We start from the raw sequence: 16181 nt of genomic DNA, 5'->3' as shown, positions 1-16181 counted from the left end.
ATTTGAGCATCCTCGATATCTCATAGTAACCACAGCTAATACTAATCTAGTAAATTTAGAATTCGTAGTGTTTTTTAGCTCAATTAAATCTTCAATTTTATAATCATACAGTGATTCTATTTCAAATAATTTTCTTCCCATAATTAAAACTCCTTTCTCCGTACATTTAGTATTTGGAGAAGAATTTTAATTATTCTGTATAAGTTAATATTTTAGTTAGAAACCCTATAGATACTTCCTAAGTTTAAATTTGCCCAAAAATCTGCAGGATTTAAACTTAAAAGTTTTTCATAAGTTTCTATTGCTAAATCCTTTTCTCCAGATACATCGTAAGCATTTGCTAAGAAAAAGTAAGCCTTATGATAATTTGGATTTATATAAATAGCTTTATTGTATAATTTTATAGCTTGTTCATAATTTCTTTCATCATCATATATTGCAGCCAAACCATAGTAAGCCCTTTCCTCGTAGTCATCTATACTTAAAGCTTCTTTGTAATACGCCTTAGCTTTTTCTGATTTTTCCAAAGTGTCATATATTAAAGCTAAATTAATTATTGAATCTACATCTTCACCATTTGAAAGTTCATAAACTTTATTATATAAATTTAATGCTTTAATTAATTTATTTTCTTCAAAGGCTTCCTCTGCTTTTTCTAAATATTTATTAATTTGTATATCATCCTTCATAAATACACTATTCCTATATAAATTATTTTATTTGAATTATCAACTAACTTTTTTATCATATTAGTGACTGTAATTTTTCAAATAGTTCTGTATGCTTTTTCTTTAAATTAATTATCTTAAAATTATTATTAACAAAAGTGTGTAATGTGCTTCCTTTTGCAATTTCCTTTTGGTCATTTTCTCTAATAACCGAATAGTTAAATTCCGCTTTAACTGGTGTTAATTCTTTAATCCAAGTTTTTATTATTAGTTTATCTTCATATTTTGCACCATGTAAGTATCTGCAATTACTTTCAACTAGAGGAAACATTATACCGTCTTTCTCCATTTGTGAATAACTTATACCAGTCTTTTTTATAAACTGTGTTCTAGCTTCTTCAAAGTATATATAATAATTAGAATGATGAACTATACCCATTTTATCAGTTTCTGCATATCTAACAACTACCTTTGTTTCATTTATGTACAAGCTTGACACATCCTCTCCATGATAGAATTATTATACATAATATTATAACACCATTCATTATAAAGAAGAATCCGTGAGAAGTGAAGATAACCGTCATAAAAAATAATAGAGAGATATTGTATGAAATGATATAATTTACTTATAGGTTAATGAGCAGCGGTAAATTTCTGCAACCTTAAAAGAAGGTACTTTTTAATGTTTATTGTTTGGGAAACTCTTTTTGTTTGTAAAAATAGAAGATTAAAGATTAAAAAGAATTTATGATAGTAGGCTAGTGGAAAATAAAGTTAATTGAGGGAGGAAGTAAAGAATGTTTGGTGAAAAGTCTAATAAAAGATTTGAGGTAATTTTTAAAGAGGGTACTACATCTGGATATAAGGTGATAGTAGATAAAGAAACAGGTGTTGAATATTTATTTAGTTATGATGGATATGCTGGGGGATTAACGTTGTTGGTTGATAAAGATGGAAAGCCAGTTATTAAATCAGGTAATGAATAATATTCTTAATTTGTGTATTAGCAGATAGTTCAAATTCAATTCAAATTTGGACTATCTCATAGGTAATAAAATAAACATTCCTGGCATAATTTAAAAATAGAAGGTGGATTATATATATTAACAAAGGAAGCGCTTTATCTGCAGAAAGGCTTCCTTTTATTTTTGTCTAAAAATTTAATTATGGAGGTACAAAATGATAGATAATGCATTAAAATCAATACTAAATTTTTTTAAGGGTATTTTTAAAAAAAAGTATAGAGTAATTCCACAGAAAATTAATTTAAAATTCAATCAAAATGGGGAATTTAAAATTGTTCAATTTACAGATTTGCATGAGTATTCTTTGAAAAATAAAAAAACTATAAGGCTTATGGAAAATGTGTTAGACACTGAACAGCCAGATCTTGTTGTACTAACTGGAGATATTATAGACGGTAGGTTTTGTAAACTAAAAGAAGAAGTTAAAAAGGCAATTGCAAATATTGCCAAACCAATGAAAGATAGAAAAATCCCCTGGGCAGTAGTTTTAGGTAATCATGATAATGAATTATGTATGGTAAATAGAAAAAATCAGATGAAAATGTATATGTCGTACAAGTATAATCTTAGTCAAAGCTTTTCAAGTGCAATTGGTAGAGCAGGGGATTATAACCTCATCATCAAGAACTCTAAAAATGATAAACCTATATTTAATATTTACATGTTTGATTCAGGCAGCTATGACATAAAAGGGTATGGGTATATAAGAAAAGAACAAATAGATTGGTATAAAAAATTATCAACTAATCTAAAAAAAGAATTTGGCAAGATAATTCCATCACTTATGTTTTTTCATATTCCACTGCAGCAGCAATATAAGGTATGGCAAAGTGGAAAAGCTATAGGAGAAAGAAATGAAAAAGAATCCCCACAATCTGTTGATAGTGGATTGTTTTCTGCACTTATTGAAATGGGGGATGTGAAAGGTGTATTTGTAGGGCATGATCATACTAACGACTATATAGGAGATTTAAATGGTATTACTTTAGGGTATGGGCGTAAGACAGGATACAACTCTTACGGAAAAAAAGGCTTTGCTAAAGGAGCAAGAATAATTATTTTAAATGAAAACAATTTAGAAAAGTTTAAAACATATACAAAAATTTTATCTTACATAAATGTATAAAATATTATCATAAATTTCTACATCATGTAGGGTGAAATGTAAACGTATAAATATTATACTATATACATACAGAAGATTTAAAAAATTCAAGGTTATTTCAAAAAAATTATGGGGGTGAAATAATATGACACCAAAAGAGATGACTGCAGTACGTGATAAAAGAATGTTAGCTGCACTAAACATGGAAAAACCGGATAGAATTCCAATTATGCTTTCCGGGCAGATGTATTTTAAATTTATAGATCCAACAATGACTATATCTGATTGGTGGGAAAGGCAAGAACTTGTAGAAGAAAATCTTATAAAAGCTGCTCAATTGCCTATACTTGACGAAATGGATTCAGTTCCTGCAGCAACTGGAGTACCTATGGATTTTATGCAGCAAAATTTTGCAGCTATGTGGTTTGCAAAAATGAAGGTTCCAGGACATGATATAGCTAAAGATGCACTTTGGCAGATTGATGAGCAGGGACCTATGACTGAAGAAGACTATGACACAATTATAAATAAAGGATGGGGAGTACTTAAACAAGAGCTTCTTAACAGAATTGGCTTTGATCCAGAAAAATTACCTCAACCAGATTCAGAATATATGGGTAAGGTAAATGAAAAAATAGCTGCTCTTGGAAAAACAAGTGTTGGAATGGCTGGCGGATTGTTACCTATGCCACCTTTTGAGACTTTAAGTGGTGCACGTAAATTGCCCAAATTTTTTAGAGATCTGTACCGCATGCCAGATAAGGTTAGAGCTGCTCTAGATATTATAGAACAGGAAGAAGTAGAGAATACGGTTAAGGCAATAAAAGCTTTACCGGGAGTATATGGATTTATAGGAGGAACTCGTTCAGGATGTGATTTCATATCACCAAAAGTTTTTGAAAAATTCTATTTTACATATTATCAGAAGGTAGTACCTGCAATGCAGGCAAATAATGTAAAGACCTGGTTCCATATGGATGGTAATTGGGAAACATTCCTTCCTTACTTTAGAGAATTTCCAAAAGCTCAATGTGTATGGGATCCTGATCATGTAACCAGCAATATAAAGATGAAAGAGATACTTGGAGATAAAATGTGTATTACAGGTAACGTTCCACCAGCACTTACATCAGTAGGAACACCTGAAGAATGCTATAAATATGCTAAGGAGACTATTGACATATTTGGTGATACTGGTTTCATTATGAATTCAGGGTGTAGTGTTCCACCTAATGCAAAACGTGAGAACATAGAGGCTGTTATTTTAGCAACATTAGGACAACCATTAAATAAGTAATAATAGAAAATGCCTCCTGATTGATTAGTGTTATTTCATTTTTAAAGTATAAAAATTTATATGTAAGTTTTTTTAAAATCAAAGAGAGAAGAAGGGAGTTTAAAGTTATGAGTAAAGGTATGAGTAAAGGTAAATCAGCAACTATATTCGCAATATTTTCTTTTTCATTTCTGGTTATGGCACAAGGAGCAACTTCTCCTGCACTTGCAAGTATAGGTCAAGCTTTCCCAAAAATAGATTTTAGTGTAGTGGTACTTATAGCTACATTACCATGTTTAACTACGATTCCATTTTCAATGATAGGAGGAAAATTAGCTGGTAATATTATGACATTTAGAAGTGTTACAATTATTGGAATAATTCTTACTATCATTGGTGGTGCTGTTCCTTATTTTGCAAATAGCTTTGTCCTAATTCTTATTATGAGAGCTATAATGGGAGCTGGCGTAGGTTTAATATCTCCAATGCCATCAGCACTTATTATGAACTTTTTCCAGGGAAAAGATGTAGAAAACCTCATGGGTTACAATAGTGTTATTCAGAATATAGGTGGTATTGTGTTCCAGATGCTTGGAGGATTTTTATGTGTTATTAGCTGGCGAACTACCTTTTTAACTTATCTTTTGGCTGTTATATCTCTTATCGTAGTTATTTTCATGTTACCTGAGCCTGCGAAGGTAGAAAAGGCAAAGAATGAAAAAGTAAAGATGCCTGGTATGGTATATGTATGGTCAACAATTTTTCTAGTTTATACTTTAATAAATTACCCAATGTTAACTGGTATGTCATCTTTAATAGTTGACAATAAATTAGGAACTGCAGCTAGTGCAGCGATGGCGCTTACTATGTTCTCCATAGGTGGAATGTTCACTGGTGCGATTTTTGGAAAATTATATCATATAGCTGCAAAGTACACCATAGTTGTAGGAACGGTTCTCCATGCTATAGGATTTGTGATTTTGATCTATGGTAATAGTGCTTTTATGTTTACTGTTGCAGCAACTATTGTTGGAATGGGATTTGGACTTGTAGTACCAGCTGTAATTATGTATGTTGGTATGCCGGTGCCTCAGTCAGCACAGCCTTTTGCAATTTCTATAGCTCTTGCATTTATGAGTATAGGTGGTTTTGTTTCAAGCTTCTTCTTTGCTTTTGTTAAGAGTACTTTTAATATATCATCTATGAGATTTCCATTTGTATTTGGCGCTGTATGTCTTGTGATCTACTCAATTGTTCAATCATTGGTTAATCTAAAGACATCAAAGCCAGAGTCAATAAGTGTTGAATAACAGAAGTTAAAGTTATTAGTATAATTTAAGAGGTGTATAAAATGAAAACAGGTCAAAGCTTGTACGATGAACATTTAGATCGTTATATGAAAACTGTGGCACTTATGAAAACTGATAGGACTCCGGTGATGATTAATGGGGATTCCTTTTGTGCAAAACATATGGGTGTGAAACTTTCAGACTTTGTTTCAAACCTTCAATTATCTTGTGATACAATTTTTAATTCTGTATCACAGCTAGGAGATGTAGATGGTTGTGCCAGTAATTATGCAAATCCACTTATGTTTTCCTTTGGATTACTTTCACATGTTAAACTTCCTGGAAAAGAGCTTCCTGACAATCAACTTTGGCAAGTAGTCGAAGCAGAAAATTTGAATATTGAAGATTATGATACCATACTTAGCAAAGGATGGAACAACTTTTTACAGGATTTTTTAGAAAATAGACTAAAATTAGATTTTAATGGACTTAAAGCAACTTTAGATTTTGCTCCAAAAGCAGCCAAAAAATTTGAAAATGCAGGGTATATTGCTCCTACATCTGCATTTATGGGAAATGTCACGGAACATATAAGCTTTGGACGTTCACTGTCTAAATTTATAAGAGATTTATACAAGATGCCGGATAAGGTAGAAGCTGTATTAAATGTTATACAGGAAGAAGAAATTGCTCAGTTGAAACAGCAGCTTGAGGAAGTAAAAAAGAATAAAAAGCAACCTCCAATAATGTTAGGGGGTTCCTGTCGTGGTGCTAGTGAGTTCTTTACGCCTAAACTTTGGGAGAGGTTCATATGGAAATATATGAAGGAGGCAACTGATGTTGCCATTGAGGCAGGATTCAAAGTTATGTTCCATGTAGATTCAAACTGGACTAGAGACTTGGAGTATTTTACTGCATTTCCAAAGGGGTCATGTATCTTCGAATCGGATGGTATAACTGATAAGGAAAAATTTTTAAAGTTACTTGGGGGTCGTATGTGTTTTAAGGGAGATGTGCCTGCACAAATGCTTGTTCTTGCTACGCCGGATGAGGTATATAATTATTGTACTAAACTTATTAAAGATTTTGATGGTACCGGATTAATTCTTTCTTCAGGATGTACAATACCATTTAATGCTAAGGTTGAAAATGTAAAAGCTATGGTTTCAGCTGCTACTGGTAAGTAGAAACAACCAAATTATTTTTGAAACTTACAACGAGAGTAAAAACTATTTTAGTTTACTCTCGTTCTTTTATTAAACAGTTTTTAAAAATACTGCATATTTTCTGTCTGCTATCATAATATGGTTACTAATCCATTCAGATAAAAAATCTATAATTTCTAATATTACTTTTCTTTGATTATCATCTATATCCTCTCTAGAAGCAACTTCATTTATTTTATATACGTAAAATCCATGTTCTTCTTCTTGATCATGAATATGATCATAATTATATTTTTTTAGCATATTTTCTTCATACTCAAAATGATATTTTGTATATTCTAAAAGCTCATCAAGTATTGTCATTATTTCATCATATCTATCATATCCATCATCTAGTACTGCAATATCATAGGCTTTTTTCCCTATTTCCATTAGTTTTTTATGTTGTTTATCTATTTCATCGATATTTAAATTAAATTCTTCTTTCCATTTAAATGCCATTTTGCCATCTCCTTTTTATTAATATAAACTATTAATAAATAAATATTATCATATGCTTTCACTAAATGCAAGTGTGTTTATTGTTTTACTTAACTTTCCCAGTTTAAAAACTTTGCGAAGCAAAGCTTTTTTAATTAATAGTTAATAATTAATAGTTAATAATGAAGAATTAATAGTTAATGTGGATTTTTTCCGTTACACTACAAAAAATCTTTGATTAAGTTTTTCATCACTCGTTTCGATAAAGCGAAACATTGCTGATTTATATAAATTTAAAGATTTTTTGCGGCAGCTAAAAATCATCCTTATTTGATATTTGAACTTTGTTCTTTAAAAAATTTTATATGTGTCAAAGTTGAGTATTTAAGTAAACCTAAAAAATACTTTTGCATTATTAGTATAAGCTAAGCAAAAACTATTAGTAACATATGTTATTATGTATTTAAGGGGTGAAAGTATGAACAAGGAAAATAATTATGAGATTTGTTATGAAAATATGTGTAAGGAATTTGTTAAATATGATCCAGAAGAAGTCGCTAAAAAAAGCAGGGCTTATTATGATCTTGAAAAGAAACAATTTACATTAACCTGTTTTAACAAAGAATACTTAATTTCTTATCCAGATGGAAATATTGTATTAAAGAATAATAGAGATAAAGATCCATCTGTAGATATAAATACAATGCTTATGATTAAAATGCTTATGCTTAGTTATCTATACAGGTCTGCTAATAGCAGTCTAACAAATAAGTGGGTGCCTCTTAGAGAATTAAAAGGAGTTGGTCATGCTTATCAGGGATTTGCAGATCGCGGTATAGATAAATTAGTTGAGTTTTTCGGGCATAAGGGAGATCTTTTCTTGAAAGCAGGTATTAAGTTAGGTGGAAAAAAAGTTGATGTTGGAGATGTGGGAATAAAGATTGATGTATTACCTAATGTGCCTATGATATTTGGGTTATGGACAGCAGATGAGGAATTTCCAGCAGATGCTGCTATCCTTTATGATTGTTCTGCAGTTAATGAGCTGCATGTAGAAGATTTAGCTGGTTTATGCTCCGAAGCAGCTGATGAAATAATTAGAGCTGCCAAACTAATTCACAATTAACAGTTATAGAGTTCCTAAACGAAAAATCAACTTATACGTGAAATATAATGACAAAATTGAAATCATACTTAAAAACTTTTATAAATAAGTCTTAGCTTGGTATTTTAGAAAATCTTAGAAACTTAGATATGTCTGAGGTACGAGTTTATCTAAGTTTCTTTAGGTTTTCAAAATGCCAAGCTTTAGATTTATTAAAAGCTTTTATGATGATGAAATTTGTCATTATATAATATTGTATAATGTAATTTCCAATTTAGAAAGTTGATTTACAGTTATTTTTAATCCTTAATAATTTTGCTCCATTTAGATGCGGAATCTACCACTACTATTATTACTATAGCAATCATTATTGTCATAAGAAAAGAATTTAATATCATATTTTTAGGAATATAGGTTTTGAATATGGACCATGTACCAGCACCTACAGTAGTAACAAGTAAAGCTAACATTGGAATTAAGGTTATGAGGGCATAACTTCTTTTTTTACTATGCTTTAATATTATAGTAGTTCCTATAGTTAAGGCTAAAGTTGCTAGAAGCTGGTTAGCCACACCAAATATAGGCCAGATAGTTGATATGCTTCCTCCAAACAATAAATATCCCCAAGCAAAAGATACCAAACCACTAGTTATTATAATTCCTGGCCACCAATCGGTCCTTTTCAAAGGTTTATAAACTTTTCCTGCTATATCTTGAACTATAAACCTTCCAACTCTAGTACCTGCATCTATAGTTGTCAATATAAATAGAGCCTCAAACATTATTGCAAATTGATACCAATAGGACATTAAGTATTTTAAAAAGGGTATTCTGGAAAATATATAAGCCATTCCTACTGCTAAAGATACTGCACCGCCGGGTCTATGTGCTATATTCTCTCCAACAAGCTGTGAAAGTTGAGGCAAGTTAACAATTTTATAACCTGCAGCCTGTAGTTTGCTAAAGGCTGCTGCACTAGTATTTATGGCAAAATAGTCTCCAGGTTGAAGAACTGTAGCTGCAATTAGTGCCATTACTCCTACAAAACATTCTGCTAGCATAGCACCATATCCTATCATAGGAATACTTTTTTCATTATCTATAAGCTTTGGCGTAGTTCCTGAGGATATTAAGGCGTGGAAACCTGATATTGCTCCACAAGCTATAGTTATCATCAAGAAAGGCCACAGCGGTCCTGGTATTATAGGGCCTCCACCAGCTGCAAATTTAGTTACTGCAGGCATTGCAATTGTAGGTCTAACAAATACTATGCCTAAAGCTAGGACAAGTATAGTGCCTATTTTCATATAAGAACTTAAATAGTCCCTTGGAGCTAGTAAAAACCATACAGGTAAAGTAGCAGCAAGAAAGCCGTAAGCTGGAAGGACAAGTTTTAATTGGGTTTCGTTAAGAGTAAAATAGCTTGCTAAACTAGATGCCTTGACTGCAGGTCCTAGTACTACTCCTAAAAGTACTAATATAACGCCTATAGCTGAGGCTTCTCCTATCTTTCCAGGTCTAATATATCTCATATATATTCCTATAAACATAGCTATTGGTATAGTAACTGTTACTGTAAAGGTACCCCAAGGATTAGAGTAAAGAGCATTTACTATGACGATGGCAAGTCCTGCCATAGACAAAATTACTATTAAAAGGACTGCTATACTGCTGGCTGTCCCTGTAATCCTACCAACTTCTTCCTTCGCGATTTCTGCTAAAGATTTGCCATCATGTCTAACTGAAGCAAATAAAATTACCATATCATGTACTCCACCACCTAGCACTGCTCCTATAAGCAGCCACAAGTAGCCTGGCATGTATCCAAATTGTGCAGCAAGAACTGGACCTATAAGTGGGCCTGCACCAGCTATGGCAGCAAAGTGGTGTCCAAAAACTACCCATTTGTTAGTTGGCACATAGTCTCTTCCGTCATTAAATTTATTAGCAGGAGTTTCCCTGTCTGGGTCTATCATTAAGACTTTAGTAGCTATGAAATATCCATAATAACGATATGCAATGATTAAAACTAATGCAGCGATAATAACTAAAGTTATTGCGTTCATATTTTGAGACCTCCATTATTCTAAATTGTTATACCTTCCTGGTGATGGCCATGCTCCCCCACCAAAATAGGAATCCATTTCCCTATTTATACTTCTAAATTCGTCATCTTCATAATGTATTGCATCTACAGGACATATTTCTCTGCATTTATCACAGGTTATGCATTTGGTGTCATTAATTTCAAATTTATCATTTCCTTCGTATATTGCATCTACAGGACATTCATTTGCACATTTGTGGCACTTAATACATTTTAAGGTTATAAAATAGCGCATAGTAGCATTCATTATTATCACCTCCCTCATAGTTTTTAAGTTATTACAATGCACTATACTTTATTTATTCCGCATATTTTATAAAAAATACACAAGTATTTGATTAAAAAAGAACCATTGAATAAGTTGAAAAAATATTTAAAATAGCATATATATTATTTGTAATGGCAAAAGGGAAGGTGATATTTATGTATGACCAGCTGGTTAGTTTAATCAGTACCGTTGGGTTTCCCATAGCAGTTAGCATATATCTGCTTATGAGATTTGAAAATAAGATTGACCTTTTAGTCAAATCTGTTGAAAATCTAAAGGCAGCTATATCAGCCGTTATAAAATACCAGGAAAAGAAATAGGCCTAAAACCTATTTCTTTTCCCTTAGCTGAATTGCATAAAAAATTAAATAAAAAATGTGACCATATAAAATGACCACATTTTTTATTAAAAACTATTTTAAATTTTTTGTGCTTTTACTAGTAGAAGAGGTTAAAGCATTTATCATAGCAGTTTCTTGATTCTGAGTAAGGGTACCAGCAGTTACAAGAGTATCTAGCTTAGTTTTTAACAAATTCGTAAATTTTTCTTTCTTAGCTTGAATGTTTTCACTTTTATTAGAAGTAAGTAGATTTTTTATAGCAGTTTCTTGGTCTTTGGTAATAGTGCCTGAAGTTACTAGAGAGTCTAAGAAGTTAGTTTTTCTTGCAGTTTTTTTACTTTGAAAATAAGCTTTACGTTCAGTTTGAGTCATATTTTTGACTTTATCCATTTCAGCTTTTTTTTGAGATTTTTCTTGACTACTGCTATTTAATATAGCAGTTTCCTGATCTTGAGTGATGGTACCTGAAGTTACCAGGGAATCAAGAGTAGTCTTCAATGAATCTTTAGACTTTTCCTTTTTAACTTGAGTATTTGATTTTTTATTAGTTTTAGAAGGAGTTAGAAGATTTAATGCGGCAGTTTCTTGATCCTTAGTGATGGTACCTGATGTTACTAGAGGATCAAGTTTAGTTTTTAAGAAATTTTCATTATTTTTTGTTTTGAAATTTTTACTAGAACAATATACTGATTTTGGTGTCTTGTTAGAAAGTGAAGCTGCATTAACTGTAGTAAATCCTGTACCAATTGATACCATAAGGGCTAAAGCAGATATTATTTTAACGTTTCTTTTTAACATTTTTAATTACCTCCTAAATATTTCTTTGATTTATCACATAATCTCACTGCTCTGTGACAGCTTTATTACAAATAAGTGAATAGGATGTTAACATTGATAAGTATGGATAAAAGAAGAATAAATAGTAGGAGAAAATTCTTATAAATGATGATATAATTTATTTATATCCTAATTGATAAAAGTAGTTTATGAGATAAAAATCTTTTAAATAAAGGTGAAAAAGATGTTTCTTAAAATATTTAGATTGATAAGAAGTTTTATATTGGCATCAGTATTGGACAAGTATAAAGAAGAATTTGTTGTAAATATTAATGGAATTAATTTAACTAGGGGAAAAATTACAGCAGTAACTTTCATTGTTATAGAAGCTGCAGAGCTTGTAATTTTGTTTACTATAGGGGAAAATATTTTTCCAAAGAAAACCGACATATATTATTCAACTATGGATATATTACTAATTTTGATAATGATGGTATATTTATTTATATTTGCTAAATTAGAAAATAACATTTCTAAACATGAGACAAGTATTAATGTTGTTGGAGTATCTTTTACAATCATGATATTGTGTTGGTGTGCAGGTGTATCTTTGTTGGATCAATTATATTCTGGGCAGATTATTGTATATGCCATATCAATTATAGCAGTTGCTGTAACTCCGATTTTTAAACCAATTACATTATTGATTATGTATTTAATTGTTCATTTACCATTTCTTTTTCTTCTGCCATATTTTCAGAAATCCAGCGATATATTGTATGCAAATTGTACTAATAGTACTATTTTTTTAATAATATCCTGGATGATATCATGTATAAGATATAAAAATCAAGTAGATGATTTTAACAATAAAAAAATAATACAGAAAAAAAGCGATGAATTAGAACGGGTAAATCAAAAATTAGAAAAACTTTCTCAAATTGATAGTTTAACAGGTATCTTCAACCGTTTTGTATTTGATAAAACAATAGAAGCAGAATGGGATAGGTGCAGACGCTATTTTATACCACTGTCATTAATTATGATAGATATTGATTTTTTTAAGGCATTTAATGATAATTATGGTCATCAAGCTGGAGATGATTGTTTAAGGCAAGTTTCGAAGGTACTTTCATCTTCTGCAAGGCGTTCTTCAGATACTGTTGCAAGATATGGGGGAGAGGAATTTGCTGTTGTACTTACCTACATGGAAAAGGAAAGTGTGTTGGAATTTGCAGAACAATTGAGAAAAAAGGTTGAACAGTTAGCTATTCCACATATGTACTCTTCTATTTCCAATTATATTACCATTAGTTTAGGAGTTTATACTGTTATTCCGTCTGATATGTTATCTATTGAACAATTTATTAAGACTGCAGATGAAGCTTTATATGAAGCCAAAAAATGTCGTAACAAGGTTGTCAGTGCATAGGCAGATTAAGTGTATCAAAAGAAGTTTTGGATGAAAGAAAGTAATATTACTATACAAAACTAACTATAAATAACGTAAATACTGGGGATTCATCATCCCCAGCATAAAGGTAATTATCAATGTATTGAAGAAAGAATATTCTGGTTTATCTAAAACTTAAACATTTAGTAGCTTTAATACATTGATATTCTTATAATAATAGAATGTACGAAATTCAAATTATTATACTGTAAATATCAGTGCAGATAAGATTAGAGCCTATCGTTTAATCCAAGCTCATAAGCATATATAATTTTTGAGGTTGTTTGATTAAAATTAGGAAAATCAATTCCTAATTCTCTTGCGGCTTCCATATTAAATTTATCATTAGAATGTTTAAACTTAATATGAGGGGTTTTATTATTTTTTATGTTTGTCATATATAATCACCTCCATTATATAGTGATAACCAATTATACAACCTTATATTCAGAAAAAGTTATGTATAAAATAAAATTAATTACTTATCGAATTAGTATACTTAGAGAAACTTATTAAGTGATGTTCCTAACTTGTAATAACTAATATTGGCAGCAGTAATCTAATTGAAATTTGTCATTATTGATATGATTTATTGAAATGTGATATACTTACTTATAGAAATTTAAGATTTTAATTAGTATCTTTTATTAATAATAGAATTTAAAAATAAAGGCATATAGTGTATAAAACTTATCCAGGGTTTAGCAAACCTATGTACATAAGAACTCTAATGGATTAAAGCCAAAGAGTTCTTTATACACAGCATAAAACTTGCAGCTTTTGTAAAGCAGGCGAGTTGTTTGCGGATGATAACATTGGATAAATTAAATGCGCTATGTGCTTTTTTTATTTTTAAATATAATAAAAATATTTTATCCGATCGCTACCATTGCTAACACCCCCAGCTTCTTCAAAGTGGGGGATAAGCATTGCTACGCGCCTGGATAAGTTCTTCTAAGGTTCAGATGGAGAAAAGGTATTCCTTATAGGCAAACTCCACCTGAACCTAAGAATCACTTGATAAGGGAGGTAATTGATTAGAACCGTTGATTATCTATTAAACTAACCAAAAGAATTATGATAAAAGTGGTGAAAATTGTAAAAATAATTGTACTGAAATGTAAATGAATAAGGTTAAAAACCAATATAAATTAATGCCGAGGAGTGAAAATTCATGTTTCTTATGATTGATAATTATGATTCATTTGTATACAACTTGGTAAGGTATTTAGAAGAACTAAATGAAGAGGTTAAGATTTGTAGAAATGATAAATTAACATTGAAAGATGTGGAAAAAATGCATCCAGAAGGGATTATAATTTCTCCAGGACCTAAGTCACCTGAGCAATCGGGCATTTGTGTGGATATAATTAAAAAATTTAGTGGTAAAATTCCTATTTTAGGTATATGCCTTGGACATCAATGTATCGGGTATGCCTTTGGTGCTAATATAATAAAGGGTAAGGAGCCTGTACATGGTAAAACATTCAAAGTCCATCATAAAAATATAGGAGTATTTAAAGAAATCAAAAATCCTGTAGAGGTTACAAGATATCATTCGTTAGTAATAGAAAAGGAAACACTTCCTAAGTGTCTTAATATAACCTGTGAAACTTCAGATGGAGTTATAATGGGGATTAGGCATGAAAAGTATCTTGTTGAAGGAGTACAATTTCATCCCGAAGCAGAGCTCACAGAATGTGGACATGAAATGCTTAATAATTTTATAGAAGAAGCAAGAATGTTTAGTAAGGGGGAATTATATGAAGTTCTTCATTGAAGAAATAAAAACAGAATTAGATGCTTTTGATATTTACTCGCTGTTTAAAGAAGACAGAACAGTTACCATTTTAGACAGCGGCATGGGAGCCGAAGATTTAGGCAGATACTCTTTTATAGGATTAAACTCTTTTACTACTTTTAAATATGAAAATAATATTTGTACTATAAATAAAAAAGAATTTAATGGCGACCCTTTTGACCAACTTAAAAAACTTATTGCAAAGTACAAAATTGAAAATAATACAGAGCTTCCATATATAGCTGGGGCTATGGGATATTTATCTTATGATATAGGGAGAACTATAGAAGAGCTTCCTGTTATGACTATAGAAGAAATAAAAATACCTGACTGCTATTTTTATTTCTATGATAATGCAGTAATAGTAGATAACTTAAAAAAGAAGAATTATATTACATCTTTAGGTATATTAAAGTCAGAAAAAGACAGCATTAATGAAATAAAAGATAAAATATCCAAAGGACATAAAATTAAATATAGAAAAGTAAATGATAGTGATACAAAATTTGTATCAAACTTTGGCAGGGAGGAATATGTAGAAACTGTAGAAAAGGTTAGACAGTTTATAAGAAATGGGGATATTTATATTACAAATCTAACCCAAAGATTCTGCTGTGAAACAAAAAAAGATCCTTATGAAGTATATAAAGATTTAAGGCATATTAATCCAGCACCATTTGCTGCATTAATGAATGTTGAAGATTTTAGTATAGTATCTTCTTCACCGGAGAGATTTTTAGAAGTAAGAAATAACCTTGTTCAAACAAGACCTATTAAAGGGACAAGACCTAGAGGTAAAAATAAAGAAGAAGATTTAAAAAACAGACAAGAACTTATAGATAGTGAAAAAGATAGGTCTGAGTTATTAATGATTGTAGACTTAGAGAGAAATGATTTAAGCAAGGTATGCAAGCCATATTCTGTAAAGGTAACAGAACTTTTCAAATTAGAGGAATATAGTACAGTATTTCACTTGGTATCAACTGTTGTAGGAAAATTAAAAGATAAGTATACAGCAATAGATTGTATAAAAGCATGTTTTCCAGGTGGTTCCATAACTGGTGCACCTAAAGTCAGGTCTATGGAGGTAATTGAAAAATTAGAACCTACTAGAAGAAATATTTATACAGGGTGCATAGGATATTTAGGTTTTGATGGTAATGTGGATTTAAATATAGCTATTAGAACTATACTTATAAAAAATGGAAAAGCTTATTTAGGTGTTGGTGGAGGAATTACCTGGGAATCTGATGATGAAGCAGAATATGATGAAACACTTGATAAGGCTAGAGCTTTAATGAAAGTATTATAAAGGGG

General features: G+C 30.7%; 16 protein-coding genes and 1 pseudogene. 10 read left to right on the top strand and 7 right to left on the bottom strand.

Features of this window, described 5'->3' with window-relative positions:
- Positions 1-215: 215 nt before the first annotated feature.
- Both CLRAG_RS03265 and CLRAG_RS03260 read right to left on the bottom strand, forming a co-directional pair.
- Positions 216-689 (bottom strand): annotated as a pseudogene (locus CLRAG_RS03265) (tetratricopeptide repeat protein); the annotation flags it as partial.
- Positions 690-744: 55 nt separating this feature from the next.
- Entirely contained in the window at positions 745-1158 is a 414-nt protein-coding gene (locus CLRAG_RS03260) for an acyl-CoA thioesterase (protein WP_065077056.1), read from the bottom strand.
- A 310-nt stretch (positions 1159-1468) separates the two neighbouring features.
- Here CLRAG_RS03260 and CLRAG_RS03255 point away from each other — a divergent pair, with 310 nt between their 5' ends.
- The 5 genes from CLRAG_RS03255 (at position 1469) to CLRAG_RS03235 (ending at position 6553) form a co-directional block, all read left to right on the top strand.
- Positions 1469-1657 carry a DUF6440 family protein gene (locus tag CLRAG_RS03255; RefSeq protein ID WP_065077055.1) on the top strand — a complete coding sequence of 63 codons (189 nt, stop codon included), beginning with the start codon at positions 1469-1471 and terminating at the stop codon, positions 1655-1657.
- Positions 1658-1850: 193 nt separating this feature from the next.
- Positions 1851-2822: a metallophosphoesterase family protein gene (locus tag CLRAG_RS03250; protein ID WP_065077054.1), complete on the top strand. Its 972-nt coding sequence runs from the start codon at positions 1851-1853 to the stop codon at positions 2820-2822.
- 124 nt (positions 2823-2946) lie between these two features.
- The gene (locus CLRAG_RS03245; RefSeq protein ID WP_065077053.1) at positions 2947-4098 is read left to right on the top strand and encodes a uroporphyrinogen decarboxylase family protein; all 1152 of its coding nucleotides are present in this window, start codon (positions 2947-2949) and stop codon (positions 4096-4098) included.
- Between the two features lie 107 nt (positions 4099-4205).
- Entirely contained in the window at positions 4206-5387 is a 1182-nt protein-coding gene (locus tag CLRAG_RS03240) for an MFS transporter (RefSeq protein ID WP_242872080.1), read from the top strand.
- Between the two features lie 41 nt (positions 5388-5428).
- Entirely contained in the window at positions 5429-6553 is a 1125-nt protein-coding gene (locus CLRAG_RS03235) for a uroporphyrinogen decarboxylase family protein (RefSeq protein ID WP_065077052.1), read from the top strand.
- Between the two features lie 69 nt (positions 6554-6622).
- Here the strand turns inward: CLRAG_RS03235 and CLRAG_RS03230 are convergent, their stop codons facing one another.
- Complete coding sequence (locus CLRAG_RS03230; RefSeq protein WP_065077051.1) at positions 6623-7033, bottom strand: bacteriohemerythrin; 411 nt, start codon at positions 7031-7033, stop codon at positions 6623-6625.
- A gap of 457 nt (positions 7034-7490) precedes the next feature.
- Between CLRAG_RS03230 and CLRAG_RS03225 the strand changes: the two genes are divergently transcribed.
- Positions 7491-8138: a DUF3786 domain-containing protein gene (locus CLRAG_RS03225; protein WP_065077050.1), complete on the top strand. Its 648-nt coding sequence runs from the start codon at positions 7491-7493 to the stop codon at positions 8136-8138.
- A 278-nt stretch (positions 8139-8416) separates the two neighbouring features.
- On the opposite strand, the gene CLRAG_RS03220 is transcribed toward CLRAG_RS03225, so the two are convergent.
- Together CLRAG_RS03220 and CLRAG_RS03215 are read right to left on the bottom strand one after the other, a co-directional pair.
- Positions 8417-10183, bottom strand: a complete 1767-nt coding sequence (locus CLRAG_RS03220; RefSeq protein ID WP_065077049.1) for a carbon starvation CstA family protein — start codon at positions 10181-10183, stop codon at positions 8417-8419.
- Between the two features lie 15 nt (positions 10184-10198).
- Positions 10199-10471, bottom strand: a complete 273-nt coding sequence (locus tag CLRAG_RS03215) for a DUF362 domain-containing protein (protein ID WP_065077048.1) — start codon at positions 10469-10471, stop codon at positions 10199-10201.
- 176 nt (positions 10472-10647) lie between these two features.
- Between CLRAG_RS03215 and CLRAG_RS03210 the strand changes: the two genes are divergently transcribed.
- Positions 10648-10812 carry a YvrJ family protein gene (locus CLRAG_RS03210; protein WP_065077047.1) on the top strand — a complete coding sequence of 55 codons (165 nt, stop codon included), beginning with the start codon at positions 10648-10650 and terminating at the stop codon, positions 10810-10812.
- Between the two features lie 93 nt (positions 10813-10905).
- Here CLRAG_RS03210 and CLRAG_RS03205 read toward each other — a convergent pair whose 3' ends face one another.
- Positions 10906-11631 carry a hypothetical protein gene (locus tag CLRAG_RS03205; RefSeq protein WP_065077046.1) on the bottom strand — a complete coding sequence of 242 codons (726 nt, stop codon included), beginning with the start codon at positions 11629-11631 and terminating at the stop codon, positions 10906-10908.
- A gap of 223 nt (positions 11632-11854) precedes the next feature.
- Between CLRAG_RS03205 and CLRAG_RS03200 the strand changes: the two genes are divergently transcribed.
- Complete coding sequence (locus CLRAG_RS03200; protein ID WP_065077045.1) at positions 11855-13042, top strand: GGDEF domain-containing protein; 1188 nt, start codon at positions 11855-11857, stop codon at positions 13040-13042.
- Between the two features lie 251 nt (positions 13043-13293).
- On the opposite strand, the gene CLRAG_RS20385 is transcribed toward CLRAG_RS03200, so the two are convergent.
- The gene (locus tag CLRAG_RS20385) at positions 13294-13461 is read right to left on the bottom strand and encodes a hypothetical protein (RefSeq protein ID WP_154104926.1); all 168 of its coding nucleotides are present in this window, start codon (positions 13459-13461) and stop codon (positions 13294-13296) included.
- 776 nt (positions 13462-14237) lie between these two features.
- Here CLRAG_RS20385 and CLRAG_RS03195 point away from each other — a divergent pair.
- Complete coding sequence (locus CLRAG_RS03195) at positions 14238-14843, top strand: anthranilate synthase component II (protein WP_065077044.1); 606 nt, start codon at positions 14238-14240, stop codon at positions 14841-14843.
- Positions 14827-16176: an aminodeoxychorismate synthase component I gene (pabB, locus tag CLRAG_RS03190; RefSeq protein WP_065077043.1), complete on the top strand. Its 1350-nt coding sequence runs from the start codon at positions 14827-14829 to the stop codon at positions 16174-16176. The genes CLRAG_RS03195 and pabB overlap by 17 nt, the downstream gene beginning before the upstream one ends.
- The last annotated feature ends 5 nt before the right edge of the window (positions 16177-16181 follow it).

The organism is Clostridium ragsdalei P11 (genome assembly GCF_001675165.1).
Taxonomy (GTDB): Bacteria; Bacillota; Clostridia; order Clostridiales; family Clostridiaceae; genus Clostridium_B; species Clostridium_B ragsdalei.
This window is presented reverse-complemented; position numbering and strand designations above follow the sequence as displayed.